Raw genomic sequence first — 26365 nt, forward strand, 5'->3', positions numbered from 1 at the left:
CCATCAGTCAAACGTGAGTCGCCGCTGCTTGGGTTACCGGGCGGGCAGACAGGATGGAACCCTTAATGGCAAGTCTCTACACAGCACACCAGCCGGACCCTCAGGGCCTCATCCATTACACGGATGAGGAGCACGGTACCTGGCAGATCCTGATCGAGCGTCAGCTCGCGGCGCTCGAAGGCAAGGCCTGTGACGACTATCTGGCTGGCTTGACCCGCCTCAATCTGCCCCTGGATCGCATCCCCCAGCTGGCCCAGATCAACGCCGTGTTGCAACCGGCCACCGGCTGGTCGGTGGCCGCCGTGCCTGCGCTTATCTCGTTCGATCGCTTCTTTGCCCTGCTGGCCAACCGCCAGTTTCCGGTGGCCACCTTCATTCGCCGCCGGGACGAGCTCGACTATCTGCAAGAGCCTGACATCTTTCACGAGATCTTCGGCCACTGCGCCATGCTGACCAACCCGGCTTTCGCGCACTTCACCCATGTCTATGGCCAGCTCGGCCTGCAGGCGGGCAAGGAAGATCGCGTCTTTCTGGCGCGGCTCTACTGGTTCACCGTGGAGTTTGGCCTGCTCAATACTCCTGCCGGGCTGCGCATCTACGGCGGCGGCATTCTCTCCTCCATCGGCGAGACCGCCTATGCCCTCGGCGGTCAGCCGGTGCTGCAACCCTTCGACCCCATAGAAGTGCTGCGCACCCCGTATCGCATCGACATCATGCAGCCCACCTATTTCGTGCTGCCCGAGCTGGCCGATCTCTACCGTCTGGCGGAGCAGGACATCATGGCCATGGTGTCCGATGCCCGCCGGCTGGGGTTGCGTCCGCCCCGCTTTGCCCCCGCCGGCGGCAAACAGGCGAGCTGAATTGAACAGACCCATTTCGTTATCCGATCCCCATTGATGAACAAGGAGAAACCCATGTCCGAACTGGCAAGCCAGCAGTGTGAAGCGTGCCGCGCAGATGCCCCCAAGGTGAGCGAACAGGAACTCGTCGAGTTGATGCAGCTTATCCCCGACTGGCAGCCGCTGGTGGTGAAAGGGGAGCTGCAGCTGCGCCGGGAGTTTGCGTTTCGCAACTTCAAGGAGGCGCTGGCCTTCACCAACCGTCTGGGCGAGCTGGCGGAGGCGGAATTCCATCACCCCGCCATTCTGACCGAGTGGGGCAAGGTGACCGTCAGCTGGTGGACCCACAAGATAGGCGGCTTGCATCGCAACGACTTTATCATGGCGGCGCGTACGGATGAGCTGCTGAAGTGAAGACGCCACCACTCACCGAGTGGGCGATATGGTGACCGTCAGCTGGTGGACCCACAAGATAGGCGGCTTGCATCGCAACGACTTCATCATGGCGGCGCGCACCGACCAGTTGCTCAGTGATCCGTTGCACAAATAAGCCTCATCCAGTGACTCGGGCCTGTCCGGCGAAAGCGGGGCGGGCCCGCATTTTTATGGGCTGGCGCTCGCACTGGCGGGATCGAGTCTGTATTATCCGGTCATTCATAGAGTTAGCTAGGAAGTGTGTCCCGAATGCGTCTTGAAGTCAGCTGTGAAGACCGCCTGGGCCTGACCCGGGAACTGCTCGACCGTCTGGTGGAGCACAACATCGATCTGCGCGGCATCGAAATCGATACCTCAGGCATCATCTATCTCAACTTTCCCGAGCTGGAGTTTCGTGATTTCCAGCACCTGATGCCGGAGATCCGCCGCATTCCCGGCGTCTATGACGTCAAGACCATCCCCTACATGCCCTCCGAGCGCGAGCACCACGAGATTGAGGCCCTGCTCAAGGCGCTGCCGGATCTGGTCTTCTCCCTCGATGCCAAGGGCAAGGTGACCCAGGCCAACCAGTCCGCCCTCACCACCCTGGCCCTGCCGGTGGAAGAGATACGCGGCGTGGCGCTGGGCTCGCTGGTCAAGGGTTTCTCCTTCAGCCGCTGGCTGGAGGCGAGCGAGATCAAGCCGCAGACCTGCAAGCTCAGCTTCAATGGCGAAGAGTATCTGGCGGACCTGATGCCGCTGTTCGTGGCCGAAGAGAAGGGCCGTCAGGCCCTGGCCGGCGCCGTGGTGGTTCTCAAATCCGCCCGTCGGGTCGGCATGCACTTCAGCGCGCTGCACGCGGTGGAAGTGGGGGGCTTCGAGCACCTGCAGGCCGAGAGCCAGAAGATGAAGCAGGTACTGACGGAGGCGAGCAAGCTGGCGATGCAGGACGCGCCGCTGCTCATCGTCGGCGAGACGGGCACCGGCAAGGAGCTGCTGGCCCGCGCCTGCCACGGCGCCAGCCTGCGCTCCAGCCACCCCTTCATGGCCCTCAACTGCGCCGCCATGCCGGACAACGTGGCCGAGAGCGAGCTGTTTGGCTACGCCCCCGGCGCCTTTGGCAACAACACCGAGGGCAAGCGCGGGGTACTGGAGCTGGCCAGCGGCGGCACCCTGATGCTGGACGAGATCGGCGACATGTCCCCCCATCTGCAGACCAAGTTTCTGCGAGTGCTGCAGGATGGCGTGTTCCGCCGGGTGGGTGACGAGCAGGAGGTGAAGGTCAATGTGCGCTTCATCTGCACCACCCAGAAGCAGTTGCTGGATCTGGTGCACGACGGCAAGTTCCGCGAAGATCTCTACTACCGCCTCAACGTGCTGAGTCTGGCGTTGCCGCCCCTGCGCGAGCGCAAGGCGGACATCATGGCGCTGGCCCAGCAGTTCGTCTCCCGCTTCGCCAGCGAATTGCAGCGCCCGCGCCCGCGCTTTACCCGCAACATGGCCGAGTACCTGACCGCCTACCGCTGGCCCGGCAACGTGCGCCAGCTGCGCAACTGCCTCTACCGGGCCATGACCTTGCTGGAAGGGGACGAGATAGGGCCGGAGCACGTCGACTTGCCGGTGGCGGCCGATGCCATGCCGCTGATCGATGAGTGGTTCGAAGGGGGCCTGGACGAGGCGGTGAAGCGCTTCGAGAGCCGGCTGCTGGAGCGGCTCTATCCGGCCTTCCCCTCCACCCGTCAGCTGGCCAAACGGCTGGGGGTGTCGCACACCGCCATCGCCAACAAGTTGCGCGAATACGGGATCAGCAAGAAGTAAGTCGATGAATGCAGGTAGGATCTTGGGGCTCACACCAGGGTGGGCCCCTGCCATTGTTGCGACATTTAGTGACGTATGTGCTTGTTCTGTTGGCGGTGCCTTGTCATGCGGCTGATAAGCTCAATACTACTCCTATCCGGCTCACCCTTCCTGGGCGTCAGGCCTTCGCGGGCGCTGGCGTGGGCATAAGCGCAGGCACGATGCACTCTCTTTCACTGGTTCGAATCCTGGCGTGGTTGACGCCGCTGATCTGTTCGCTGGCCCTCGCCACCGAGCCTGTTCTCCCCACCTCTGCCGAGGTGCGTGCCGAGCAGGTACGCCAGACGGTCCTCGACATACTGAGCTATACCCGCTGGCCGACCGAGCCCGCTGAGCTGCGCCTGTGCATCACGGCGCCGACCGAATATGCCACCGCCCTCTTTTCCATCAAGCAGCAAGCCAATGGCCGGCCGGTCAGCGTCCATCGCTACGACGTGGATGATGAGGCGCTGGGGCGGCGCTGTGACGTGCTCTACCTGGGGATATTGGCGCCGGAGCGGCGGCTGTCCCTGTTCCAGCGGCTGCGGGAACACCCCATTCTCAGCATCAGCGAGCAGAGCGCCGAGTGTGTCGCCGACGCCGTATTCTGCCTGCGGGTCGGGCTGGAACGCGTGCGGTTCCGGGTCAATCTGGATGCCTTGGCCAGGAGCGGGGTGCGGGTGCATCCTGCCGTGCTCAAGCTGGCCAAGGCGGATGAGGAGACACCATGATAGGGCTCTTTCGTCCACCGACCCAGCGGCTCACCTTGCGACAGAGTCTGGGACGCACCCACCTGGTGACGTCCCTGACCGCTGTCTGTATGGCCGGTGTGCTGCTGACCGGTATCGCTCTGCTGGCCTTGCGCCTCTACGCGGATCACAACCTGGAGCTGGTGGCCCGCGCCATCAGTTACACCAGTGAAGCGGCCGTGGTGTTCCATGACGAAGAGGCCGCCAAGGAGGCGCTGCAAGCCATAGTCACCCATGAGGATGTGGCGCAGGCCAGCATCTATCTGCCCACGGGTCAGCCGCTGGCAAGTTGGCGCCGGGCCATGAGCACCCCCTGGTCTGGGCTGGAGCAGTATCTGGCCAGGCTCATACTGCCGGGCCCGGTCGATCAGCCCATGATGCGGGGCGGGGTGGAGATAGCCCGCATCCATCTGGTCGGCCACGGCCAATATCTGCTGCTGTTCCTGCTGCAAACCCTGCTGGCCATGCTGGTCTGTCTCATCCTCAGTGCGCTGGGGGCGCTCTACGTGGCGCGCTGGATGCAAAACTCTCTGACTGTGCCACTCAAGGAGCTGGCGCAGGTGGCTCACAGTGTCAGCCGTCGACGCATCCTGGCCATGCGGGTCCCCGAGGCGCATATCGCCGAGCTGCACGAGCTCGGTCAGGACTTCAACTCCCTGCTCGACGAGCTGGAAGCCTGGCAGGCTCATCAGCGGCGGGAGAACGCCAGCCTGCTGCACCGGGCCACCCACGATGCCTTGACCGGCCTGCCCAATCGTGCTCTTTTTGAGGCTCGTCTGGATCAAGCCGTGACCACGGGTCGCTTGCATGAAGAGCGTTTCGCACTGCTCTACCTCGATTGTGATCGCTTCAAGCAGATCAACGATACCCTGGGCCATGCCGCCGGGGATGACGTGCTTATCGCCTTGGCCAGACGGGTACAACATCAGCTTCGGCCGATGGATCTGGTATGTCGGCTGGGGGGAGACGAGTTCGCCATCCTGTTGACTCCTGTGTTGCAAGAGAGCGAGGCGCAGGATGTGGTATCCCGCATCCAGCAGGCCATGGCCGACCCCGTGGTGCTGGGGGATGGTCGCCAGCTGGTGGCGGCCATCAGCATAGGCACGGCCCTCTATCCGGAGCAGGGGCTGACCGCTGGCGAGCTGTTGCAGCAGGCCGACAACGCCATGTACCAATCCAAGCGGCTGCGTCGGGAGCTTGCACTCCATGACCAGCTGGAATTTGATGTTTCTGCAGAGGAAAAATAACAATGAAGATCCATGTCCTGATGAAAACCGGCCTGATCGGCCTGTTGTTGAGCGTGCTGGTGGGCTGTCAAAGCGCCCCCCACGGCTTGACGGCAGAGCAGATCGCCGTACTCAAGGAGCAGGGTTTTCGCCTGACCGATGAGGGTTGGACTCTGGACTTCTCCAACCGGGTGCTGTTTGCCAACAACGTGGAGGCCCTCAACCCCAAGACCCGTGTTCTGGTGGAAAAGCTGGGCAAGACCTTGCTGGGTGTCGGCCTGAACAAGGCGCGCATCGACGGTCACACCGACTCCAACGGGCCTGAGCTCTACAACGATCAGCTCTCCCTGAAACGGGCGAAATCGGTGGCCGAGGTGCTGGTGTCGGTCGGCATGCAGCCGGCCAACCTGGACATCCGTGGTCGCGGTGAGCGGGATCCGGTGGCAGACAACAAGACCGCTGCCGGGCGGGCCGAGAACCGCCGTGTTGCCATCGTCATCAGCAACGAATAAGCCGGTTGTGTGGATAAAAAAAGAGCGCCTGATGGCGCTCTTTTTTGTGGCTCTGGCATTTACTGCTCGAGCTTCTCGCGGTCGTGGTGACTGCGCAGGCGGATGTTGATCATCTCCACCGTCAGCGAGAAGGCCATGGCGAAGTAGATGTAACCCTTCGGAATGTGCAGATCCATGCCCTCGGCCATCAGCGCGAAGCCGACCAGGGTGAGGAAGGAGAGGGCCAGCATCTTGATGGTGGGGTGATGATCGACGAAGTCACCTATGGCCTTGGCGGCGAACATCATGATGAAGACGGCGATCATGATGGCCAGCACCATGACGGGCACGTGATCCGCCATGCCCACGGCTGTGATGACAGAATCCAGGCTGAAGACGATGTCGAGGATGGCGATCTGGATCAGGGTGCTGACGAAGCCGGACGCAACCGCGATTGAGCCTTCTGGCTCCGCCGCCCCTTCCAGGGTGGCGTGGATCTCGTGGGCACTCTTGCCGATGAGGAACAGGCCCCCCAGCAGCAGGATGAGATCGCGACCCGAGATGGCCTCACCCAGCACGGTGAACAGCGGCTCGGTCAGGCGCATCACCCAGGCGAGCGACAGCAGCAGCAGGATGCGGGTGCCCATAGCGAGGCCGAGACCCAGGATCCGCGCCTTCTGGCGTTGCGCCTCCGGCAGGCGGGCGACCAGGATGGAGATAAAGATAATGTTGTCTATGCCCAGCACGATTTCGAGCAGGGTCAGGGTCGCGAGCGCAACCCAGGCAGAGGGATCAAGAACCCATTCCAGCATGATTGAACCTTGGTTAAAAAATTGAAGCAGCGCATTCTAGCAGGCGCAACATGGCTTGTCCCAGCGCCTTGAAAAGATAAAATGGCGGGCGATTTGAGGGAGAAATCTATGTTTCGTTTAGGACTCATCATTAACCCGGTTGCCGGCATTGGCGGCGCGGTCGGTCTCAAGGGCAGCGATGGCGTGGTCGCCGAGGCGCTGGCGCTGGGCGCCGTGCCCAGAGCGCAGGAGCGGGCACGGCAAGCCCTGCTGCCCCTGTGCGATCTCGAAGACTCATTCGAGTTGCTGACGGTCGCAGGCGAAATGGGTGCCGATCTCGCGAAATCGCTCCAGCTGCCTTGCCGTATCGTCTATCGGCCAGCAGCCGGCACCACCACGGCGGCCGATACCCGCGCCGCCGCCGAGCGGATGCGCGAGGCGGGTGTCGACCTGTTGCTGTTCGCCGGTGGCGATGGCACGGCGCGCGACATCTGCGCGGCAGTGGGGGAGTCGTGCCATGTGCTCGGCATCCCGGCCGGCTGCAAAATTCACTCCGGCGTGTATGGCGTCACCCCGGCCGCTAGCGGTCGGGTAGTGGCGCGGATGATCGCCGGCGAATTGCTGAGCCTGGTGGATGCCGAGGTGATGGACATAGACGAGGAGGCGTTTCGGGCTGGCAAGGTGCGGGCTCGCCATTACGGCCAGCTGCTGGTGCCCGGCGATCTGCGCTACGTGCAGGCGGTCAAGCAGGGGGGGCGGGAGTCCGAGGAGCTGGTGCTGGCGGATCTCGCCGCCGGTGTGGTCGAGCAGATGGAGCCCGACACCCTCTACCTGATGGGGTCGGGCAGCACGGTCGCCGCCTGCATGGCAGAGCTAGGCCTGGAAAATACCTTGCTCGGTGTGGATCTGGTGGAAAACGGCCGGCTTATCGGGCAGGATCTGTCCGCCGCCGAGATCCTGACCCGGATCCTCGGTCGTCACTGCCGGCTGATCATTACCCTGATCGGCGGACAGGGACATCTGTTCGGGCGCGGAAATCAGCAATTGAGTCCAGAGGTGATCCGGGCTGTCGGGCGGGACCAGATCCAGGTCCTGGCCACCAAGGCCAAGTTGGCAGCCCTCGCGGGCAGGCCGCTGCTGGTGGACACCGATGACCCGGCACTGAACCGGTCGTTAAGTGGTTATCTGCGCATAACCACGGGATACAAGGATCAGGTCATCTACCCGGTGGCCAACCCGGAATAGGGCATCAAGGATGCGGCTGGCCTGGCGCCAGAGAGCCGTGATCAACCGGATCGCGGTTCCACTCCCCCGAATTATTTTGCCGGCAATTTTTTGCCAGCCACTCTGAAAATGAGGCTGCGTTACATGACGATTCATGATTTTGAGCACAAGTTGTTGGGACTGATAGACAGCATGGTGGCCACGGCGACCGAAGATGAGCTGTTTGCGGGGGGCTATCTGCGCGGCCACATCTCGCTGGCGGTGGCGCGCGCCGAGCTGGAGGGCAAGAACCTGGTGCGGGATGTGAAGAGCTATGTGCTGCGCAGCCTGAACGAGGCCATTCTGGAGGGTGAGCTCTCCGAAGAAGATGAGAAGCTGGTACAGGCAATGTGGATTCGTTTGCAGCAACAAGCAGAAGCTTGATCGGATACACATTTCAAACAGAAGTTTGAGTTTATTCTTCCCTGAAGTTAGTGAAAGGTTAATAATAAGTTTCGCCTTTTGTTTCAGGGATTAAACTATGGCCTCCTCATCACGTATTGCCAACAAACTGCCGCTCGAGATGCTCTATCACTGGGAGCGGCAGTGTCCTGACCGAGTCTACCTTCGTCAAACCATCAACCGCGAATACGTCGACTTCACCTGGGGTGAAGTCGCCGACGAGGCGCGCCGCATGGTGACGGCACTGCGTCATCTGGGGCTGGTGCCCGGTGACAAGGTGGCTCTGCTCTCCAAGAACTGCGCCCAGTGGTTCATCGCCGATCTGGCCATGCAGATGGGGCAGTATGTGAGCGTGCCCATCTACCCGACCGCCAACGTCGACACCATCGAATATGTGCTGCGCCACAGCGAGGCCAAGGCGATCTTCGTCGGCAAGCTGGATGACTGGAAGAGCCAGGAGGCCGGTGTGCCCGCCGATCTGCTGCGCATCGCCTTGCCTTATGAGACCATGCCCGCCAGCCATCAGTGGGACGATCTGCTGGAGGCGCACGAACCCATTGCTGACAGCCCGGCGCAGGTGCCGGACGCCCTGCTGAGCTTGGTCTACACCTCCGGCAGCACAGGCAAGCCCAAGGGCGCCATGTTGAGCGTCGAGCGCTACGCCTGGTCGTGCGAGAAACTGGTGGAGGCGGTGGGGCTGACCGCCGCCGATCGCGGCTTCTCCTATCTGCCGCTCGCCCACATCACTGAGCGGGTCTACATCTATGGTGGCAGCCTGTTCAGCGGCGCCACCATCGCCTTCCCCGAATCCCTCGACACCTTTATCGATGACGTCAAGCGTTGCCGTCCCACCGTCTTTATCTCTGTGCCCCGGCTGTGGGCCATGTTCCGCATCAAGATCCACGAGAAGTTGCCCCAGAAAAAGCTCGAGCTGCTGCTCAAGATCCCGTTTGTCTCGGGTCTCATCAAACGCAAGTTGCAAAAGGGGCTGGGGCTGGATCAGGCGCGGGTGCTGGGCTGCGGCTCGGCGCCAGTGTCACCGGCCCTGCTGCAGTGGTACTACAGCATAGGTGTCAATATCACCGAAGCCTGGGGCATGACCGAGAACCACGCCTTCTCCACCCTCAACTGTCCGTTTCGGGCCGACAAGATAGGCACGGTAGGCAAGGCGGGGCCCGGGGTCGAGATCCGCATCTCGGATGAGGGGGAGATCCTCTGCCGTTGCGACGGCATGATGCTGGGTTACTACAAGGATCCCGAGCACAGCGCCGAGGCCATCGACAGTGATGGCTGGCTCCACACCGGCGACATGGGCAAGCTGGACAGGGAGGGTTACCTCACCATCACGGGCCGGATGAAGGACGTGTTCAAGACCGCCAAGGGCAAGTACGTGGCGCCTGTGCCCATCGAAGGACTGCTGGGGCAGGAGCCCATCATAGAGCAGCTGTGCGTGATAGGTTACGGCATGCCCCAGCCGGTGGCGCTGGTGCAACTGGCCGAGAGTGCCATGAAGGGCAACCGGGACGCCATCAACGCCCAGCTGGAGGCGGCGCGCAACCGGGTCAACGAGCAGCTGGAATCCCACGCCAGAATTCGCGGTATCCTGGTGGTGAAGAGCCCCTGGAACATAGAGAACGGCGTGCTCACCCCCACCATGAAGATCCGCCGCCACCTGCTGGAGCAGAAATACGCGGACCTCGGTGAGGCCTGGTCCTCCTCCCAGAGCATCATCTGGGAATCCTGAGCTTCAGCTAGCAGCAGAAACAACAAGGGGAGCCGGTGGCTCCCCTTGTTGTTGGGCGTTTTGACCTCAGACGGCCTGGTATTCCAGCTCGACCGACCCCAGCGCCTTGAGGGTGGACTGGGCGGAGTCATGCTGACTGATCTGGCCGTTTTTGCTCTCCAGCAGCACGGCGCGGCGGATGGTGGCGAGATCTTCACCGTTCAGCACCGCATGGGCACAGGCCATCTGCATCGGCGGCAGGCTGGGGTTGAAGGCGGCGTTCTCGGCGTAGCGGCCACAGAAGAGGCGACCATCGGCAAACTGCAGTGCCACCGCGGCATAGCCCTGACTGTAGGGGGCATAGCTTTGGCGGGCGGCGGCCAGCGCGGCTTGCCAGAGCGGATCCTCGCTCTCAAGCCGCAGCTCGTCGTGAGCTTGCGGGCTCATCAGGGCATCCGTGATGTCGAGATCCGCCGGCCCGAACGAGTGGGGCAGGAAGGATTGCAGGGCGCTCAGGTCGTCCGGTAGAGAGACTTTCAGGATCTTGGCGGTGCTCAGCTCGTTCATGAACTGGCGGCAGTGGCCACAGGGGGTGTAGTTGACGGTGATCTCGCTGATCCCTGTCTCACCGCCCAGCCAGGCGTTGGAGATGGCGGACTGCTCGGCATGGACCGAGTGGAACAGCCCTTGTCCCGCGAACTCCATGTTGGCGCCGAAATACCAGGTGCCGCTCAGGCCGCAGGCGATGGCGCCGACGAAGAACTTGGAGATGGGGGCCACAGAGCAGGCCGCGGCCAGTGGCAGCAGGGCCAGGCGCAGGGCGCGATCTTCCAGACCTGTGGCGGCTTTCAGGGTCGCCACTTGCTCAGGGGTAAAACGGGCATTGAATTCGCCGCCCTGTTCGGGATCCAGCATGGGCAGCAGCGCCGCTTTGAGCGGGGCGGGCAGGGTATCGAGTGGCTTGGCAAAACGGGGATGCATAGTGTGTCCTCAAAGGCCAATTGGGGGGCCATTGTAGGGAGCAAGCTCGGCAAAATGTGTGAGCGCGCTCACGCCCTGACGGGCAAAAGGAGGGGGATGGTAAAGGAAACGTTTGTCTTGCGCAAACTGTGCGTCAGCTCGCACTGTGGCGGGCCACCAGGCCCGCACAACCGAAAATCGGTACGACTCAGCTCAACCAATGGTAAATGGCAAACAGCAGGGGGGCCACGGCGGCGGTGAGGATGCCGCACACCACCATGGCCAGCGACGAGAAGGCCCCCTGGGTAATGCCCTTCTCGGCGGAGGTGGCGGTGCCGATGGCGTGGGCGCAGGCTCCCATGGCCAGCCCCTGGGCTTCGGGGTCGGTCACCCGCATCAGTTTGAGCAGCGGGTAGCCGATGAGGGCGCCTACAATCCCGACCACCACCACCACGGCCGCCGCGATGGCCGGAATGCCGCCGAGGGACTGGCTGACGCTCATGGCGAGCGGGGTTGTGATGGACTTGGTGGCGAGCGAGGCCAGCAATGCCGGATCGGCGCCCATAAAATGACCGATCAGCAGGGTTGTGCAGACCGAGATCAAGACGGAGGCCAGAGTACAGATTAGGATGGGCTTGAGCCTGGCCTGGATCTGGCGGGCCTGCTGGTAGAGCGGCAGGGCCAGCGCCACCACGGCGGGTTCCAGCAGCGCCGTGATGGGGCGGGTGCCGCTCTCGTACTGATCCAGCGGCAGATCGAGCCAGAGCAGCAGGCCTATGATGACGGCGGTGGGCACCAGCACGGGATTGATGATGGGCCAGGGCAGGCGGCGATAGAGGGTCCGGGTGGCGAAGTAGAGCGCCAGGGTCAGGGGGATGGCAAGCCAGAAGATCATCGGTTCATCCTCTGGTAGAGCCGGCCGACCGTGCCGAGGATCAAGACTATCCCCAGCACTATGCAGAGCATGATGAGGCCGAACGACTGGCGCAGCGGCTCCAGCCAGGCTACCAGCCCGACCGCCACCGGCACGAACAGCACGCCCATGTGGCGCAGCAGCAGGCCGGCGCCGAGCTCGACCCAGTGCAATTTCACCAGTTGCAAGGAGAGCAGCACGAACAGCAGCAGCATGCCGATGATGCTGCCGGGGAAGGCGAACGGCAGTATGGCTGCCAGGGTTTTGCCCGCCAGCAGGCAGGCGACTATGACCATGAAGTCACGAAGGTACAGCAAGGCACGTTGCGCGATCACGTGAGCCCCAACTTGGTAACTGTGAATGAACGGGCAGTTTACCAGAGAGGCAGGGGCGCGGCATTAAAACAATAACAGCTGAAATCAGTTCGTTTGAAGCTGATTTGATTGAAGATTTTCTGACTCGATGCACTTTTTGAACGACCAGGTTCTGAACTGTTTGTTTTGTTTATGAATTACAAGGAGTAGCCATGACATCCCTCTTGTCCCGCGTGCGTCAACTGGCGGCCGATAGCGGCCTGCCCCCGGATTTGTTGCAAACCCGTCAGTGGGAGGGGTCTGTGTGCCGGGTCAGGCTCGACAACACAGGCCCTGAGGCTGCGCCGGTCGGCCGCTGGGTGCTGTTTGACGGCAAGCTCGACCTCTCGCCTGCGTGCGCCATCTATGGCGAAGGCTTCCAGATGCTGGCCCAGACCATGGGCAGTTGGCAGACCCCGCAGCCGGTCGGCCGTTGTCCCGATGCCGGCGTCTATCGCATCAGCGACGACGACGGCTATCACACGGTCCACAACCTGTTGCTGGTGGAACACGGCAAGGGCTGGCTGCTGCTCGCCTTTGCCAGTTGCCACCGTTTTGGCGGCGAGTTCCGCCTCTATCCCGATGGTCGTCTGCAAATCCTGATGAACTGCGAAGAGCGGCTGTTGCCTGCAGGCCAGCACTGGCAGAGCGAGGCGCTGATCTGTCTGGAGGGGGCAGATCGCGAGTCGTTGCTGGCCGAACTGGCGAGCATGATCGAGGCCGAACACGGCAGCCTGATCGCCGAGGTGGCGAGCCGCCCCAGCGGCTGGTGCTCCTGGTATCACTACTATGCACAGGTGAGCGCCGCCGATATTCGCGAGAATCTGGCGGTGCGGGCCGAGCGTTTTCCGGCCCTGCGCTACGTGCAGATCGACGATGGCTATCAGGCGAAGATGGGGGACTGGCTCACCCCTTCGCCCAAGTTCGAACAGGGAGTGGCAGCCCTGGCGGCGGAGATCCGCAGTGCCGGCTGCGAGCCCGCGCTCTGGGTCGCCCCTTTTATTGCCGAGCCGACCTCACAGGTGTTTCAGGAGCACCCCGACTGGTTCGTGAAGGGGGATGACGGTCTGCCGCTCCCCTCAGAGCGGGTCACCTACGGCGGCTGGCGCTGCACCCCCTGGTATGTGCTGGACGGCACCCACCCCGAGGTGCAGGCTCACCTCGCGCGGGTGTTTGGCACCCTGCGCCAGCAGTGGGGCATTCACTACTTCAAGCTGGATGCCAACTTCTGGGGCGCCATTCACGGCGGCCGCTTCCATGACTCTTCCGCCACCCGGGTCGAAGCCTATCGGCGCGGCATGGCCGCCATCTTGCGCGGGGCGGGTGAGGGCGCCTTCCTGCTCGGCTGCAACGCCCCCATCTGGCCAAGCCTGGGGCTGGTGCACGGCATGCGGGTAAGCGATGACGTGGAGCGCAATGGTCACCGTTTTCGCCAGATTGCCCGCGAGGCCTTCTGCCGCGCCTGGCAAAACGAGCGGCTGTGGGCGCTGGATCCCGACTGCATCTGCCTGCGGGATCTGCCGAGTCAGCAGGCCAGCCCGGCAGAGTACAGCTTCCATCTGGCGGCGCTGGTGGCGAGCGGCGGCATGATGCTGGCCGGTGACCGGCTGCAGGATCTCGATGCAGCACAGACGGCGCAACTGCACAAATTGCTGGCCCTGTGCGCGGCCCGGGCCCCTTCAGCCCGCTTCGAGTCGATGGAGTTTGCCGGTGGGGAAGTGAGCCTGCCCGAGGGCGGTACCCTGCTCTGCCTCTTCAACTGGGAGGGGCAGCCCCAGGAGTTCCTGTTGCCGGCGGGCGGCCAGGATTTCTGGGATGAGGGTGTGGTCGGCACCGCGCTCACCCTGCAAGGGGGCGAGGGGCGGGTGATCCGCTACCGCTGATCACACACTGGCAAGAACGATTCAGGCTCCCATGGGAGCCTGAATCGTTCGTAGAGGGGAAAATATGCGGTAGATCAGTAACGCCACTCGAAGCCGATGGCGTAGTTGGCGGCGCCATAGCCCGGGATCTCGTTGCTGGAGAGCAGCGCCTTGAAGGTGAGCTGCGGGCTGAGGGGAATGCCGAGCCCCATGCCGATGGCCACTTCATCGTTGGTGTTGCCAATCATGTCGGCCCGGATCATCCGATAGAGCGACATGTCCTGGCTCATGTGCACATAGCTCTGGGAGGCGCGATTGAAGAGCTGACCGAACACTTCCAGCTGAAAACCCGCCTGGGGGGTGATGGCCAGCGGCACGCCGACGAAGTTGTAGAGATCGGATCGGTTGAAATAGCTGTTGGTGATCTGGGGAGTGAAGTCGGTCTGCTGATAGAGGCGGCTGAAATTGCTCTCGATCAGCTGATAAGTCTGTTGCGGCAATTGCAGCAAATAGTCGGGGACATCAAAACGCACGCCCGCCATGCCGGCCGAAGGCAGCAGGGAGCAGACGAGCAAACCGAAACCGGATAATCCTGAACGCATCAGATGAGGCATCCCCAAGGGTCGATAGCCAAAGGCCGTTAATGCAATGTTAGCGCACAAATAATTGAAACTTCAGGAGTCTTTGCTCCCCTTCCCATTATGTCTTGGGCGAGGGGAGCATACCGACATTTAACTGTGAAACCGATCACATCTCACAGATCTTCGAGGTAGTGATAGAGGCTCTTGAGAATCGCAAAGTTCCGTTCGTTACCCTGATTCTGCTCGGCCAGCGCCTCGAGGCGAGGGGCGTAGTCCGGCAGTCGGCGGCTGAAGTAGTCGCTGCAGTGCAGGCGCCAGCGCTTCTGCTCCGCCTCGCTCAGGGTGTGCGGCCAGTTGCGGGCGCGGTAGCGGAACAGCATCTGGGGCAAACGCGCGTCTGTGAAGGCAAATTCCCGCTCCCCCAGCAGTTCGGCCGGGGTGGCACGCACCAGATCCATGGTGGCCTTGTCGCCGTGACCGAAGAAGCCGGCGTAGAGCTGGGTATCCGGATCCGAGTCGTTGTTGCCCGCAAACTCCTGATTGAACACCTCCACCAGTTTTTCCCGCACCTCGGGGTGAGCCCGCAGCAGGTTCAGGCTCTTGCGGCACTGTTCCCTGTCTATGCCAAGTTCGTCGGCGCGCTCGGAGGTCAGGGTGGCCGCCGGCGCCAGCACCGGGCACTTGTTGATGTGCACCAGTTTCACCGGAATGCCCGCCAAGTCCCCCAACTCTTCTTTTTTGGTGTAGAGCCGCTCGCGGATCTCGTCGCTCGTGAGCTCGATGAGCGGGGTGGGGTCGCGGGTCAAATCCACCATGATCACCGCGTTCTGGTTGCTGGGATGCCAGGCGAGCGGCGACACCCAGCTGACGCACCCCTGCCAGGGGGAGAACATGCCGGAGACATGGGTCAGCGGTTTCATGGTCACCACGTCGATCAGTGCCTTGACCTTGTTCTTGTTGCGAAGCTCAAACAGATAGCCAAACAGCTTGGGCTGGGCTTTTTTCACCAGCCTGGCCATCTCTATGGTGGCCAGCACGTCGGAGAGCGCATCGTGGGCATTGGCGTGGGCCACGCCGTTGGCCACCGTCAGCTTCTCCAGCCTGAAACTTGGCTTGCCCTCTTCGTCAAATGCCCACTCGATCCCCTCCGGGCGCAGGGCATAGCAGGCCCGCAGCATGTCGAGTATGTCCCAGCGGGAGTTGCCGTTCTGCCAGCTGTAGGCGTAGGGATCGTAGAAGTTGCGATAGAGGGTGTAGCGGGTCACCTCGTCATCGAAGCGGATGCTGTTGTAGCCCAGCACGCAGGTATTCGGGGTGGCAAACTGCTCGTGGATCTGGGCAATGAAATCCGCCTCGCACAGCCCGTCTTTCAGCGCCTTTTGCGGCGTGATACCGGTGATGAGACAGGCCTCCGGCTCCGGCAGATAGTCCGCCGGCGGCTTGCAATAGATGACCAGCGGCTCGCCGATGAGATTGAAATCCGCATCGGTACGAATGCCGGCGAACTGCGCCGGTCTGTCTTTGGCCGGGCTGATGCCGAAGGTCTCGTAGTCGTGGAAGTAGAAGGTGGGCGCTGTGCCGGATTGTGCTGTTTTGCTCATAAGTTCCGAGATGGGTGTCCGATGCGGTGGTGCCACGCACCTGAGTGGGCGGTGCCATGCACCACAATTGCCTGCATGGTAAACCATAGCGCAGACAGAACGAAGGGCAGGCAGCCCGGCTGCCGGTTTATTGAACGCTCAAGGGCGCCGGCTCAAGGGGCCGAGCATGATCGCGGATTGCATGGTGAAACATTGCACACTCAGGTGGCTCATCGGGATGCCCCCAGAGCCACCGGCATCAGAGTATGCAGGTCCAGCAGGGTGAAGAAGCCGCCTTCGTCGGGATACCAGCCGCCTGTGTCTATGTAGTACACATTGCCAAGGCGGGCCGGGCGGCCCACCGGGGTGTGCCCCACCACCAGGGCGACAAGATCCTCGACCCCGCTCTCGTCCAGCCGTTCGATACGGCGCCTTGACCAGAGGCAGACGTTCTTGATGGCCCTAAGCCTCCCGCCGCTCACCCCCGCATCCAGTTTGTCCAGCAGCCCCTGCCAGGAGGAGAAGGGGCAATCGGCGTGGAGCAGCCCGACCGGGCCGGCTGGGGTGGCCACCTCGATGGCGATGGGCAGGGTGCGGTAGTGGGCGGAGAGCGCCCTCTGCTCGTCCGGGGTCAGCTGCTGAAACCAGCCGCCGCCGTTCTGGATCCAGTTCTCCCGATCGCAGCTCTCGTAACGGCAGACGTAGTCGTCGTGATTGCCGCAGACAGGGTGGAACCAGGGCCTGGCCAGCCACTCGAGCACCTGGGTGCAGTCGGGGCCGCGATCCGTCAGATCGCCCACGGAGAAGAGGCGATCCCGAGCGGGGTCGAATCCCGCCTGGTCCAGCGCCTGTTCCAGCCGCGAAAAATAGCCGTGGATATCGCCGACGGCGAGATCCCGCCCCAGAGGATTGCGGGCGAAGCGTCTGATCAGCGGTGACGGGTTCATGGCTTGCCTCCTTGTCTGGTGTGACCGGCTCGTGCCGCCGGATGGCCGATGGGATGATCGGGGGCCCGTGGACAAGTGCAGCATGGCATGCTCTGCCTCGCCATTGTAGAGGCAGATGGGGGTTCTCTCGCGCCGAAGTGACAGGCGGCCTGCATAAAGGAGGGCGGTTTGCCGCGTTGCCGGCAGATCCCGGGTAAAAGAATGCCAGTCGCAGCTGACTGGCATTGTGGGCTCAGGGATCGCTTCCTGCGATGGGCCAACCGGCTTTAGAGCAGGTCTTCGAGCTGATACTTCTTGAGCAGTTGATCGAAGGTGCCATCGGCCTTGACGCTGTCGATGGCGGCATCGAATTGGCCCTTGAGCTTGGCGTCATTTTTGCGCAGCGCCACCGCCACCCCTTCACCCAGGCTCTTGTCCTGGGTGCCGTTGAACTGGGGGCCGACGAAGGCGAACTGCTTGCCCATCTCCTTGTCGAGGAAGCCGACTTTCAGCTGCACCATGTTGCCGAAGGTGTAATCGGCGCGGCCGGACTGCAGATCCAGCATGGGGGACTGGGCGTTGACGTAGCGCTTGATGCTGGCCACCTCCCCGTAACGGGCTGTGATGAAGTTGTCCTGGGGCGTCCCCTCCTGCACCGCTATCACCTTGCCCTTGAAGTGGGCCTGGTCGTCGGCGAAGGTGGCGGCCTTGTCGCTGCGCCCCACGAAGCGGTTTTGCATCATGTAATAGACCTGGCTGAAGTCCACCTTCTGGCGGCGCTCGTCTGTGATGTTCATGGAGGACATGATGGCGTCGTACTTGCGCACCTGCAGGCCCGGCAGCAGGGCATCCCAGGGCTGGTTGATCACCTCGCACTCGGTCTTCATGGCCGCGCACAGGGCGTAGGCAAGATCGACCTCGAAGCCGCCGAGCTTGCCGCTGCTATCGACCATCTCGAAGGGGGGATAGGTGGCGTCGGTGGCGATCACCAGGGGTTTGGCGGCGGCCTGGCCGGCGGTGGCCAGGGCCACCAGTATCATGGCTGTGTTGAGTTTCATGGTCATTCCCTTGCAGTTGTACGTCTGTGGCGTCATGCCGATGGTCTTGAATGTACCGGCCTTAGGGGCCGACGGGTATCTTGCGATGGTTGAGGGCCGGCAGCTGGCTGCGCACGTTGCGCTGGGCTGCCAGATCCAGGGTGGCGATGGCCAGTCCCTGACCCTCCTCTACCTGGGCCAGCACCCGGCCCCAGGGATCGATGATCATGCTGTGGCCGAAGGTGCGGCGTCCACCCGGGTGATGGCCCCCCTGGGCGGAGGCCAGCACGAATGCCAGGTTCTCCACCGCCCGGGCTCGCAGCAGCAGCTCCCAATGGGCCAGGCCCGTGGTATGGGTGAAGGCGGCGGGCAGGGCGATGAAATCGGGGGCGGGATCGAGTCGAAACAGCTCGGGGAAGCGCAAGTCGTAACAGATCCCAAAACGCAGCAGACCCCAGGGCAGGGGGTGGCTCATCACCTGCCGGCCCGGACTCATAGTCGCGGCCTCGTCATATTGCTCGCTGTCGGTGCAAAAGCCGAACAGGTGCAGCTTGTCATAACGGCTGGCCAGGTTCCCTTGCGGGTCGATCAGCAGGCTGCTGTTGTGCATCTTGCCGGGTTCTTCGCTCGAAAGCGGCAATGTGCCCGCCAGGATCCAGAGCCCGAGCTCCCGGGCCAAGCCTTGCGCCCATGTGAGCAGGGGGTGAGCGTCCACCGGTGCGGCCAGGGCGACCCGCGCCCTCTCATCGACCGGCATCAGGTAGAAATATTCCGGCAGCAAGGCGAACTCGGCCCCCTCGGCCGCTGCCTGGCGCAGCAGCCCCTCGGCCTGGGCCAGGTTGTGGGAGAGCTCATCGCCGGACACCATCTGCAAGACGGCAACGCGCACTGAATCCATGTTGCCTCCTAGACGCCGCACAGGCGCTCGGCGCCTGCCAGCAGGGTGTCGTCATCCTTGGAGAAGGAGAGGCGAATGACCCGCTGATCCGTGCCGTCGTGATAGAAGGCGGAGACGGGAATGGTGGCGACCCCGTGCTCGCGGATCAGCCGCTGTACGAACAGGCTGTCCGCCTCGTCGCTGATCCGCTCGTAGCTGGCCAGCATGAAGAAGCTGCCGGCGGAGGGCAGCAGCGTGAAACGCGAATCCCCCAGGGCCGAGACCAGCAGGTCTCGCTTGCGCTGATAGAAGGCCGCCAGCCCCTGATAGTGGGCCGGTTGCTGCAACAGGTGGGCGAAGCCGTACTGCATGGGGGTGTCGGCGGCGAACATGGCGAACTGGTGCACCTTGCGGATCTCCTCCATCAGGGGGCGGGGTGCCACGCAGTAGCCCACCCGCCAGCCGGTGACGTGGAAGGTCTTGCCGAAGGAGAAGACGGCGACGGAGCGCTCCACCAGCTCCGGATAGCGGATGACGCTCTGGTGCAGGGCGCCGTCGAACACCACGTGCTCATATACCTCGTCCGAGAGGATGAGGATGTCGGTGCCGCGCACCAGGCGGGCGAGGCGCTCCTGATCCCCCGCCTGCCAGACGGTGCCGGTGGGATTGTGGGGGGTGTTGAGCACTATCATGCGGGTGCGGGGCGTGACGCGGGCCGCGACCTCGTCCCAGGGGATGGCGAAGCTCGGCGCCTTGAGGGCGATCACCACGGGGGTGGCGCCCTGCAGCTGGATCATGGGGCGGTAGCTGTCGAACGCCGGCTCGAACATGATCACCTCGTCCCCGGGATGCACCAGGGCCGTGATGGCGCAGAACAGGGCCTCGCTGGCGCTGGCGGTGATGGTGATCTCCTCGCCGGCATCGTAGTGGTGGCCGTAGCTGGTCGCTATTTTGGCCGCCAGTTGCTCGCGCAAGGCGGGCAGCCCCGTCATGGGGGCATACTGGTTCTCCCCGGCCAGCATGGCCTCATGGGTGACCCGGATGAGTTCTGGGTCGCAGGGGAAGCTCGGGGCTCCCTGGGAGAGGTTGATGCTGGGGTGGCGGTCGGCCAGATCCCCGATGACGCTGAAGATGGTGGTACCCACCTGGGGCAGTTTGCTGACAATGCGGGGGGAGGACATGGCGCCATCACCGATGTGTGTGTGAAAGATGTCCCTTTTTAGCCTCGCGGGCCCTTGCCGGACAACGGATTATTCGGCATGTTACGCATGAGTTTTTCTCAAGCATGGAGCCTTGAATGTTGACCAGCCAGCCCCGTAGCCACTTGCCCCTCTATGGCCTGCAGGTGTTCGAGTGTGCCGCCCGCCATCTGAGTTTCACCCTGGCGGCTGACGAGCTATGCGTGAGTCAGGGGGCGGTGAGCAAGCAGATAGCCCAGCTGGAGGCCCGCCTCGGTCATTTGCTGTTCGTGCGCGGCACCCGCTGCCTGAGCCTGACCCCGGCCGCCGAGCGGCTGCTGCCCTTCATCGGGGAGGGACTGGCTCGTATGGGGGAGGGGGTCAGCGCCCTGCAAACCCTGCCCCACGAGCAGGCTATCAGCATCAAGGTGCCCTCCTGCGCCAGCCGCTGGTTGCTGCGACGGCTGCAAGCGTTCGATGGAGAGGCGGTCGAGGTGCGTGGCAGTCACAGCCACGGCATCGATTTTTCCCGCGAGCCCTTCGATCTCGCCATCGTCTATCAATCCACTCAGGCCAGATACCCCCACAGCCAGCCGCTGTTTCGGGAGCGCTTGACCCCCATCTGTGCCCCCGCCTTCGCGGCCAAGCATCGCTTGTGCGAACGCTCCCTCGAGGAGCTGCCCCTGTTGCCGCTGCTCCATGCCAGTGCGGATCGGCGGGATTGGCGCAACTGGTTCGCCGCCTTCCTCGATACTCCCTGGCAGCCTCAGGGCGGCCAGCTGTTCGATACCCTGGACTTGGCGATGAATGCGGCCTTGCAGGGCTTTGGCCTCTCCCTCGGGGACCCGACCATAGTGGCCGAGGAGCTCGGCAGCGGAGCATTGGTGGCACCCTTTGCCCCCGTGCTCAGCACGGATCATGAGTACGCCCTGCTCGCCCGCCCCGACAGCCAGCGCCAGGGGGTGGCCCGCACCTGTCACTGGTTGCTGGAGAGCCGCGACCATCCCTGATCGCTGTCAGCGCCTCGTCTGGCGGGGCTGTTGTCATGCTGGTGGCCGCTGGCCTAAGAAGGTGTTAGCCGCAGATCTTGTAGTAGACCTCGTTCCACTGCAGGGTCTGCTTGAGCTCGGGGATGCGGGTATGCTCGTCGATCACCACTAACTCTATGCCCATGATGTCGGCGAAGGTACGCAACTGCGCTATATCCACCGATTGGGTGAACACAGAGTGGTGGGCGGCCCCCGCCAGGATCCAGGCCTCGGCGCTGGTCTGCAGATCCGGCATGGGCTGCCACAGGGCGCTGGCCACCGGCAGTTTCGGCATGGCCTCTGGCAGGTCCACCACTTCCAGCTGATTGACCACCAGCCGGAAGCGGTTGCCCAGGTCGATCAGGCTGGCATTGACCGCCTTGCCGGCGGGGGCCGCAAACAGCAGGCGGGCCGGGTCGGCCTTCTTGCCTATCCCCAGATGCTGGGCATCCAGCACGGGTTTATCGGCCGCGATGGAGGGGCAAACCTCCAGCATGTGGGCGCCTAGCACCAGGTTGTTGCCCGCCTCCAGGTGGTAGGTGTAGTCCTCCATGAAGGAGGTGCCGCCCGCAAGACCGGCCCCCATCACCTTGAGGGTGCGCAGCAGGGCCGCCGTCTTCCAGTCCCCCTCCGCCCCAAAGCCGAAGCCTTGCTGCATCAGGCGCTGACAGGCCAGCCCCGGCAGCTGGTGCAGGCCGTGAAGGTCTTCAAAGGTGGTGGTGAAGGCGCCAAAGCCGCCGTCGGTGAGGAATTTCTTCATCCCCAGTTCCTGGCGCGCCGCCTCATAGAGGGAGGTGCGCAGCGGCCCGCCCGCCTGCACCGCCTCGGTCAGGGTGTAGGTTTCTTCGTATTCGGCCAGCAGCGCCTCGATGTCGCTTGCGGGCACGGCGTCGATCACCTTCACCAGGTCCCCGACCGGGTGGTAGTTCACCTGATAGCCGAACTGGATCTGGGCCTCAATCTTGTCGCCCTCGGTGACCGCCACGTTGCGCATGTTGTCGCCAAAGCGGGCGATCTTCAGGTGGCGACTGTCGTGAATGGCGGCGGCGACCCGCATCCAGTTGCCCAGCTTGCGGTGGGCCTCTTCATCCTGCCAGTGACCGACCACCACGGTGCGCGGCAGCCGCAGGCGGGCCCCCATGAAACCGAACTCACGGCCGCCGTGGGCGGTCTGGTTCAGGTTCATGAAGTCCATGTCGATCTCGCTCCACGGCAGATCCCGGTTGAACTGGGTGTGAAATTGCAGCAGGGGTTTTTGCAACTGGCTGAGGGCCGGGATCCACATCTTGGCGGGGGAGAAGGTGTGCATCCACACCATGAGCCCGATGCAGCGCTGGTCGTGATTGGCATCCCGGGCTACCGCGCTTATCTCGTCGAGGGTGGTGCCGGTGGGCTTGAGCACTATCTTGACCGGCAGGCCGGCGCGCTCGTTGAGCTGGCTGGTGATGGTGTGGGCGTGATCGGCCACCTGCTTCAGGGTGGCGGCGCCATACAGGTGCTGGCTGCCGACCAGGAACCACACTTCCAGCTGTTTCATCAATTCCATCTTGGTGTCCTCTTTATGCTTTTGTCTGGCCGTAATAGGCGTGTTTGCCATGTTTGCGCTGGTAGTGCTTCTCCAGCAGGTAATCGGGCAGGGGGCGGGCTGCGGGGTTGATCTGGCCGGTGAGCCAGGCCATGCGGGCCACCTCCTCCAGCACCACGGCGTTGTGTACCGCGTCCTCGGCGCTCTTGCCCCAGCTGAAGGGGCCGTGGTTGGCCACCAGTACCCCCGGCATGGTGAGGATGGGGGTCTGTTTGAGGGTCTCGACGATGAGGTGACCGGTCAGCCCCTCGTAATCCTCCTCCACTTCACCCGGGGTGAGCAGGCGCGAGCAGGGGATCTCGCCGTGAAAATAGTCGGCCTGGGTGGTGCCGAAAATGGGAATGGCGCGCCCCGCCTGGGCCCAGGCGGTGGCGTGGGTGGAGTGGGTGTGCACCACGCCGCCAAGCTCTGGATAGGCGCGATAGAGCACCAGGTGGGTGGCGGTGTCGGAGGAGGGGCGCAAGGCGCCCTCCAGCTGCTTGCCGGCCAGATCCAGCACCACCATGTCCTCCAGCAGCATCCGCTCGTAACTGACGCCGCTCGGCTTTATCACCACCAGATTGCGCTCTCTGTCGATGCCGCTGACGTTGCCCCAGGTGAAGGTCACCAGCGCGTGGCGCGGCAGATCCAGGTTGGCGACGAGCACCTGTTCCTTGAGCATCTTGAGGTTCATGCCGGTACTCCCCGGTTGTAGAGCGGCTCGGCGGCGGCGCCCCAGGCGAGGTAGCGCTGGTAGAGGCGCTCGTATTCGACGACCCGCTCAGGGTCAGGCTGGTGGGTGCGCTCCACGGCGCTCGCCATGTGGCGCTGAGCTTCGGCGACATCGCCGTGGATCCCGGCCGCCACGGCGGCAAAGATGGCCGCCCCCAGGGCGCAGCACTGATCCGAGGCCACCACCTGGATGGGCCTGTTCATCACATCGGCGCAGGTCTGCATCACTGTGGCCGACTTGCGGGCTATGCCGCCAAGGGCGATCACCTGCTCCACCGGCACCTGCTGGTGGGTCATGCACTCCATGATGCTGCGGGCCCCGAAGGCGGTGGAGGCCACCAAGGCACCGAACAAGTCGGGCGCATCCGTGCCGAGGTTGAGCCCGGTGACGGTGCCCTGCAGGCGCTGGTTGGCGTAAGGGGTGCGCCGGCCGTTGAACCAGTCGAGCACCACCGGCAGGTGGGCCAGATCGCGCTGCTGCTCCCAGGCGGCGGCGAGGCTTGGCAGCAGCTCCCGCTTGTGGGCCTCGATGGCGGTGCGCAGCTCCGGATACTGGGCGGCGAGGCTCTCCAGCGGCCAGCCGAGCTGGCGCTGATACCAGGCATAGATGTCGCCGAATGCCGATTGCCCTGCCTCCAGCCCCACCATGCCCGGCACCACGCTGCCGTCCACCTGGCCGCAGATCCCGGCAATGGCCCGATCACCTATGGTGGCTTCGTCGGCGATCAGGATGTCGCAGGTGGAGGTGCCTATCACCTTGACCAGCGCATTGTTGCCGGCCCCGGCCCCCACCGCCCCCATGTGGCAGTCAAAGGCGCCGCCGGCGATCACCACCTCGCAGGAGAGATGCAGCCGCTCCGCCCACTCGGGGGTCAGGGTGCCGACCGGCAGATCGGCGGTCCAGCTGTCGGTAAAGAGCGGGTAGTCGAGATCCTCGGTCAACAGCGGATCCAGTGCGTTGAGAAACTCGACGGGGGGCAGGCCGCCCCAGCTCGGGTGCCAGAGAGACTTGTGGCCGGCGGCGCAGCGCCCGCGTCGGACGTCGGCCGGGGCCTGGGTGCCGCTCAGGATGGCGGGCACCCAGTCGCACAGCTCGACCCAGTTGCAGGCGGCGGCGCGCACCGCCGCATCACTGCGGGAAACGTGCAGTATCTTGGCCCAGAACCACTCGGAGGAGTAGACCCCGCCTATGTAGCGGCTGTAGTCCGGGAACTGGCCGCCGTGGCACAGCGCCGTGATGGCCTCGGCCTCCTCGATGGCGGTGTGATCCTTCCACAGCACGAACATGGCGTTGGGGTTGTCGGCAAATTCCGGGCGCAGGGCCAGCACACGCCCCTCCTTGTCGATGGGGGCTGGCGTCGAGCCTGTGCTGTCCACCCCTATGCCACTCACGGCGGCGCGCTGGGCCGGGGTGAGCTGGCTCACCACCGCCACCACCGCCTGCTCCATGGATTCCAGATAGTCGAGGGGGTGGTGGCGGAACTGGTTGGTGACCGGCTGGCAGTAACGACCGGCCTGCCAGCGCGGGTAATAGACGACCTGGGTTGCCAGCTCGGCGCCGTCGTGGCAGCGCACGGCGAGTGCCCTGACCGAATCGCTGCCGAAATCGAGTCCGATGGTGATCTGCTCGGACCTAGGGTGCTCAGACATAAGTGCTCCTGACCATCAATGAGGGGTGACTGGTGAGGAACCATAGGAGATGGAGCGCACGGGCGGTTAGCCATTGGCTGCTGGAAATATGGATTTAAACGCTATGCCGGCAAGAGGGTGACGGCTATCTAAGATCCGCTATGTGATTATTTTGCTGAAAACATAGACAAAACGGCTGCAATTTCATGGCGTGATCCTGCTCTCCATTTTTCCATGTGAAAACGATTACAACTTGGTTCGCTCAACTAGCAACAACAATAACGTCCTGTTTAAGCATGTTTTTATATGGCTGCGGCTTGATTGACTCAAGGAGCAGCACTGCGTGGATACATGGATTGATAGAACACCTGGAGACACTCGCATGAACAAAATCGTTAACAGCATGATCGCAATGGGGTTTGCCCTTGGTATGGCAAATTCTGCTTTCTCGGCCGAGGCACTGAAGCTGGGCTATCTGGTCAAGCAGCCGGAGGAGCCCTGGTTCCAGACCGAATGGAACTTCGCCGACAAGGCGGGCAAGGATCTCGGTTTCGAGGTGATCAAGATAGCCGTCCCCGATGGCGAAAAGACCCTCAATGCCATCGACAGCCTGGCGGCCAACGGCGCCAAGGGCTTCGTCATCTGCACCCCTGATCCCAAGCTCGGGGCCGCCATCATGGCCAAGGCCAACAGCATGGATCTGAAGGTCATCACAGTGGATGACCAGTTCGTCAACGCCAAGGGTCAGCCGATGGAACAGGTACCGCTGGTGATGATGGCAGCCACCAAGATAGGGGAGCGCCAGGGTCAGGAGCTCTACAAGGAGATGGAAAAGCGCCAGTGGGATCTGAAGAGCACCGCCGTGCTCGCCATCACAGCTGACGAGCTGGATACCGCCCGCCGCCGGGTCGAGGGTTCTCTCGGTGCCCTGAAGGCCGCCGGTTTCCCCGATGCCCAGATCTATCGCTCCCCGGCCAAGGCCAATGACATTCCGGGGGCGCTGGATGCCGCCAACTCCATGCTGGTGCAGCACCCTGAGGTGAAGAACTGGCTCATCGTCGGCATGAATGACAACACAGTGCTCGGCGGCGTGCGTGCCACCGAAGGGCAGGGCTTCAAGGCGGAGAACGTCATCGGCATCGGCATCAACGGGGTGGATGCGGTGAACGAGCTCTCCAAGTCCAGCGCCACCGGTTTCCTCGGCTCCCTGCTGCCAAGCCCGGACGTGCACGGTTACAAGAGCATCCAGATGCTCCATGACTGGGTGGTCAATGGCGCAGAGCCGGCCAAGTTCACCGAAGTGACCGATGTTGTGCTCATCACCCGCGACAACTTCAAGGTCGAGCTGCAGAAGAAAGGTCTGTGATTGACGCCATTTAAACCCTGACACCGAGACCGGCATGACGCAGTG

25 protein-coding genes and 1 pseudogene are annotated in these 26365 nt (G+C 63.2%); 13 read left to right on the forward strand and 13 right to left on the reverse strand.

What is annotated here, in order from left to right:
- Positions 1–65: 65 nt before the first annotated feature.
- The 7 genes and pseudogenes from phhA to yfiB all read left to right on the forward strand — a co-directional run bounded on the left by phhA (position 66) and on the right by yfiB (position 5576).
- Positions 66–860: a phenylalanine 4-monooxygenase gene (gene phhA / locus IU367_RS09315; RefSeq protein ID WP_043556859.1), complete on the forward strand. Its 795-nt coding sequence runs from the start codon at positions 66–68 to the stop codon at positions 858–860.
- 54 nt (positions 861–914) lie between these two features.
- Positions 915–1253, forward strand: coding sequence for a 4a-hydroxytetrahydrobiopterin dehydratase (locus IU367_RS09320; protein WP_274454118.1), 339 nt, complete (start codon positions 915–917; stop codon positions 1251–1253).
- Positions 1254–1264: 11 nt separating this feature from the next.
- A pseudogene (locus IU367_RS09325) lies at positions 1265–1389 on the forward strand (4a-hydroxytetrahydrobiopterin dehydratase); the annotation flags it as partial.
- 134 nt (positions 1390–1523) lie between these two features.
- The gene (tyrR, locus tag IU367_RS09330; protein WP_043136086.1) at positions 1524–3071 is read left to right on the forward strand and encodes a transcriptional regulator TyrR; all 1548 of its coding nucleotides are present in this window, start codon (positions 1524–1526) and stop codon (positions 3069–3071) included.
- Positions 3072–3271: 200 nt separating this feature from the next.
- Entirely contained in the window at positions 3272–3820 is a 549-nt protein-coding gene (yfiR, locus tag IU367_RS09335) for a regulatory sequestration protein YfiR (protein ID WP_274454119.1), read from the forward strand.
- Positions 3817–5085 (forward strand): diguanylate cyclase DgcN/YfiN, encoded by a 1269-nt coding sequence (gene dgcN, locus IU367_RS09340; protein ID WP_103470603.1) that lies wholly within the window; start codon positions 3817–3819, stop codon positions 5083–5085. The genes yfiR and dgcN overlap by 4 nt, the downstream gene beginning before the upstream one ends.
- Positions 5086–5087: 2 nt before the next feature.
- Positions 5088–5576 (forward strand): outer membrane lipoprotein YfiB, encoded by a 489-nt coding sequence (gene yfiB, locus IU367_RS09345; RefSeq protein WP_098983874.1) that lies wholly within the window; start codon positions 5088–5090, stop codon positions 5574–5576.
- Positions 5577–5635: 59 nt separating this feature from the next.
- On the opposite strand, the gene IU367_RS09350 is transcribed toward yfiB, so the two are convergent.
- Positions 5636–6367 (reverse strand): TerC family protein, encoded by a 732-nt coding sequence (locus tag IU367_RS09350; protein WP_043136098.1) that lies wholly within the window; start codon positions 6365–6367, stop codon positions 5636–5638.
- A 108-nt stretch (positions 6368–6475) separates the two neighbouring features.
- Here IU367_RS09350 and IU367_RS09355 point away from each other — a divergent pair, with 108 nt between their 5' ends.
- The 3 genes from IU367_RS09355 to IU367_RS09365 all read left to right on the forward strand — a co-directional run bounded on the left by IU367_RS09355 (position 6476) and on the right by IU367_RS09365 (position 9755).
- Complete coding sequence (locus IU367_RS09355) at positions 6476–7591, forward strand: ATP-NAD kinase family protein (RefSeq protein WP_274454120.1); 1116 nt, start codon at positions 6476–6478, stop codon at positions 7589–7591.
- A gap of 123 nt (positions 7592–7714) precedes the next feature.
- A complete protein-coding gene (locus tag IU367_RS09360) occupies positions 7715–7993 on the forward strand; it encodes a YfcL family protein (RefSeq protein WP_042872229.1) in 279 nt (92 codons plus the stop codon).
- A gap of 97 nt (positions 7994–8090) precedes the next feature.
- Complete coding sequence (locus tag IU367_RS09365; RefSeq protein WP_274454121.1) at positions 8091–9755, forward strand: AMP-binding protein; 1665 nt, start codon at positions 8091–8093, stop codon at positions 9753–9755.
- A gap of 66 nt (positions 9756–9821) precedes the next feature.
- Here the strand turns inward: IU367_RS09365 and cdd are convergent, their stop codons facing one another.
- From cdd to IU367_RS09380, 3 genes are all read right to left on the reverse strand, one after another.
- Positions 9822–10715, reverse strand: coding sequence for a cytidine deaminase (gene cdd / locus IU367_RS09370; RefSeq protein ID WP_274454122.1), 894 nt, complete (start codon positions 10713–10715; stop codon positions 9822–9824).
- Positions 10716–10902: 187 nt separating this feature from the next.
- Positions 10903–11589, reverse strand: coding sequence for an LrgB family protein (locus IU367_RS09375; RefSeq protein WP_274454123.1), 687 nt, complete (start codon positions 11587–11589; stop codon positions 10903–10905).
- Positions 11586–11942, reverse strand: a complete 357-nt coding sequence (locus tag IU367_RS09380; protein WP_042035460.1) for a CidA/LrgA family protein — start codon at positions 11940–11942, stop codon at positions 11586–11588. The genes IU367_RS09375 and IU367_RS09380 overlap by 4 nt, the downstream gene beginning before the upstream one ends.
- A 191-nt stretch (positions 11943–12133) precedes the next feature.
- Between IU367_RS09380 and IU367_RS09385 the strand changes: the two genes are divergently transcribed.
- A complete protein-coding gene (locus tag IU367_RS09385; protein WP_274454124.1) occupies positions 12134–13843 on the forward strand; it encodes a glycoside hydrolase family 36 protein in 1710 nt (569 codons plus the stop codon).
- A gap of 74 nt (positions 13844–13917) precedes the next feature.
- On the opposite strand, the gene IU367_RS09390 is transcribed toward IU367_RS09385, so the two are convergent.
- The 6 genes from IU367_RS09390 to IU367_RS09415 form a co-directional block, all read right to left on the reverse strand.
- The gene (locus IU367_RS09390) at positions 13918–14424 is read right to left on the reverse strand and encodes a hypothetical protein (RefSeq protein ID WP_274454125.1); all 507 of its coding nucleotides are present in this window, start codon (positions 14422–14424) and stop codon (positions 13918–13920) included.
- Positions 14425–14576: 152 nt separating this feature from the next.
- Positions 14577–16004: an exodeoxyribonuclease I gene (gene sbcB, locus IU367_RS09395; RefSeq protein ID WP_274454126.1), complete on the reverse strand. Its 1428-nt coding sequence runs from the start codon at positions 16002–16004 to the stop codon at positions 14577–14579.
- 209 nt (positions 16005–16213) lie between these two features.
- The gene (locus IU367_RS09400; protein WP_274454127.1) at positions 16214–16930 is read right to left on the reverse strand and encodes a metallophosphoesterase; all 717 of its coding nucleotides are present in this window, start codon (positions 16928–16930) and stop codon (positions 16214–16216) included.
- A 266-nt stretch (positions 16931–17196) separates the two neighbouring features.
- Positions 17197–17967, reverse strand: coding sequence for a transporter substrate-binding domain-containing protein (locus IU367_RS09405; RefSeq protein WP_274454128.1), 771 nt, complete (start codon positions 17965–17967; stop codon positions 17197–17199).
- Positions 17968–18028: 61 nt separating this feature from the next.
- Positions 18029–18844, reverse strand: coding sequence for a carbon-nitrogen hydrolase family protein (locus IU367_RS09410; RefSeq protein WP_274454129.1), 816 nt, complete (start codon positions 18842–18844; stop codon positions 18029–18031).
- Positions 18845–18852: 8 nt separating this feature from the next.
- Positions 18853–20004, reverse strand: coding sequence for a methionine aminotransferase (locus IU367_RS09415; RefSeq protein WP_274454130.1), 1152 nt, complete (start codon positions 20002–20004; stop codon positions 18853–18855).
- A 116-nt stretch (positions 20005–20120) separates the two neighbouring features.
- On the opposite strand from IU367_RS09415, the gene IU367_RS09420 reads away from it, so the two are divergent.
- Positions 20121–21011 carry a LysR family transcriptional regulator gene (locus tag IU367_RS09420; protein WP_274454131.1) on the forward strand — a complete coding sequence of 297 codons (891 nt, stop codon included), beginning with the start codon at positions 20121–20123 and terminating at the stop codon, positions 21009–21011.
- Positions 21012–21075: 64 nt separating this feature from the next.
- Here the strand turns inward: IU367_RS09420 and araA are convergent, their stop codons facing one another.
- The 3 genes from araA to IU367_RS09435 are packed head-to-tail and all read right to left on the reverse strand — an operon-like array spanning position 21076 to position 24975.
- On the reverse strand, positions 21076–22575 hold the full coding sequence (gene araA / locus IU367_RS09425) for an L-arabinose isomerase (RefSeq protein WP_274454132.1): 1500 nt from the start codon (positions 22573–22575) through the stop codon (positions 21076–21078).
- 13 nt (positions 22576–22588) lie between these two features.
- Positions 22589–23287 (reverse strand): L-ribulose-5-phosphate 4-epimerase, encoded by a 699-nt coding sequence (locus IU367_RS09430; RefSeq protein ID WP_274454133.1) that lies wholly within the window; start codon positions 23285–23287, stop codon positions 22589–22591.
- On the reverse strand, positions 23284–24975 hold the full coding sequence (locus IU367_RS09435) for a ribulokinase (RefSeq protein ID WP_274454134.1): 1692 nt from the start codon (positions 24973–24975) through the stop codon (positions 23284–23286). Before IU367_RS09435 ends, IU367_RS09430 begins: the two co-directional genes overlap by 4 nt.
- Before the next feature lie 361 nt (positions 24976–25336).
- Between IU367_RS09435 and IU367_RS09440 the strand changes: the two genes are divergently transcribed.
- Entirely contained in the window at positions 25337–26320 is a 984-nt protein-coding gene (locus tag IU367_RS09440; protein ID WP_274454135.1) for an arabinose ABC transporter substrate-binding protein, read from the forward strand.
- Positions 26321–26365 lie beyond the last annotated feature (45 nt).

The sequence above is a fragment of the Aeromonas bestiarum genome (genome assembly GCF_028751155.1).
Taxonomy (GTDB): Bacteria; Pseudomonadota; Gammaproteobacteria; order Enterobacterales; family Aeromonadaceae; genus Aeromonas; species Aeromonas bestiarum.

Bases quoted from the DNA above. Each gene is read 5' to 3' on its own strand.
- phhA (WP_043556859.1), top strand. From the start codon at position 66: ATGGCAAGTCTCTACACAGCACACCAGCCGGACCCTCAGGGCCTCATC.
- IU367_RS09320 (WP_274454118.1), top strand. From the start codon at position 915: ATGTCCGAACTGGCAAGCCAGCAGTGTGAAGCGTGCCGCGCAGATGCC.
- tyrR (WP_043136086.1), top strand. From the start codon at position 1,524: ATGCGTCTTGAAGTCAGCTGTGAAGACCGCCTGGGCCTGACCCGGGAA.
- yfiR (WP_274454119.1), top strand. From the start codon at position 3,272: ATGCACTCTCTTTCACTGGTTCGAATCCTGGCGTGGTTGACGCCGCTG.
- dgcN (WP_103470603.1), top strand. From the start codon at position 3,817: ATGATAGGGCTCTTTCGTCCACCGACCCAGCGGCTCACCTTGCGACAG.
- yfiB (WP_098983874.1), top strand. From the start codon at position 5,088: ATGAAGATCCATGTCCTGATGAAAACCGGCCTGATCGGCCTGTTGTTG.
- IU367_RS09350 (WP_043136098.1), bottom strand. From the start codon at position 6,367: ATGCTGGAATGGGTTCTTGATCCCTCTGCCTGGGTTGCGCTCGCGACC.
- IU367_RS09355 (WP_274454120.1), top strand. From the start codon at position 6,476: ATGTTTCGTTTAGGACTCATCATTAACCCGGTTGCCGGCATTGGCGGC.
- IU367_RS09360 (WP_042872229.1), top strand. From the start codon at position 7,715: ATGACGATTCATGATTTTGAGCACAAGTTGTTGGGACTGATAGACAGC.
- IU367_RS09365 (WP_274454121.1), top strand. From the start codon at position 8,091: ATGGCCTCCTCATCACGTATTGCCAACAAACTGCCGCTCGAGATGCTC.
- cdd (WP_274454122.1), bottom strand. From the start codon at position 10,715: ATGCATCCCCGTTTTGCCAAGCCACTCGATACCCTGCCCGCCCCGCTC.
- IU367_RS09375 (WP_274454123.1), bottom strand. From the start codon at position 11,589: ATGATCTTCTGGCTTGCCATCCCCCTGACCCTGGCGCTCTACTTCGCC.
- IU367_RS09385 (WP_274454124.1), top strand. From the start codon at position 12,134: ATGACATCCCTCTTGTCCCGCGTGCGTCAACTGGCGGCCGATAGCGGC.
- IU367_RS09390 (WP_274454125.1), bottom strand. From the start codon at position 14,424: ATGCGTTCAGGATTATCCGGTTTCGGTTTGCTCGTCTGCTCCCTGCTG.
- sbcB (WP_274454126.1), bottom strand. From the start codon at position 16,004: ATGAGCAAAACAGCACAATCCGGCACAGCGCCCACCTTCTACTTCCAC.
- IU367_RS09400 (WP_274454127.1), bottom strand. From the start codon at position 16,930: ATGAACCCGTCACCGCTGATCAGACGCTTCGCCCGCAATCCTCTGGGG.
- IU367_RS09405 (WP_274454128.1), bottom strand. From the start codon at position 17,967: ATGAAACTCAACACAGCCATGATACTGGTGGCCCTGGCCACCGCCGGC.
- IU367_RS09410 (WP_274454129.1), bottom strand. From the start codon at position 18,844: ATGGATTCAGTGCGCGTTGCCGTCTTGCAGATGGTGTCCGGCGATGAG.
- IU367_RS09415 (WP_274454130.1), bottom strand. From the start codon at position 20,004: ATGTCCTCCCCCCGCATTGTCAGCAAACTGCCCCAGGTGGGTACCACC.
- IU367_RS09420 (WP_274454131.1), top strand. From the start codon at position 20,121: ATGTTGACCAGCCAGCCCCGTAGCCACTTGCCCCTCTATGGCCTGCAG.
- araA (WP_274454132.1), bottom strand. From the start codon at position 22,575: ATGGAATTGATGAAACAGCTGGAAGTGTGGTTCCTGGTCGGCAGCCAG.
- IU367_RS09430 (WP_274454133.1), bottom strand. From the start codon at position 23,287: ATGAACCTCAAGATGCTCAAGGAACAGGTGCTCGTCGCCAACCTGGAT.
- IU367_RS09435 (WP_274454134.1), bottom strand. From the start codon at position 24,975: ATGTCTGAGCACCCTAGGTCCGAGCAGATCACCATCGGACTCGATTTC.
- IU367_RS09440 (WP_274454135.1), top strand. From the start codon at position 25,337: ATGAACAAAATCGTTAACAGCATGATCGCAATGGGGTTTGCCCTTGGT.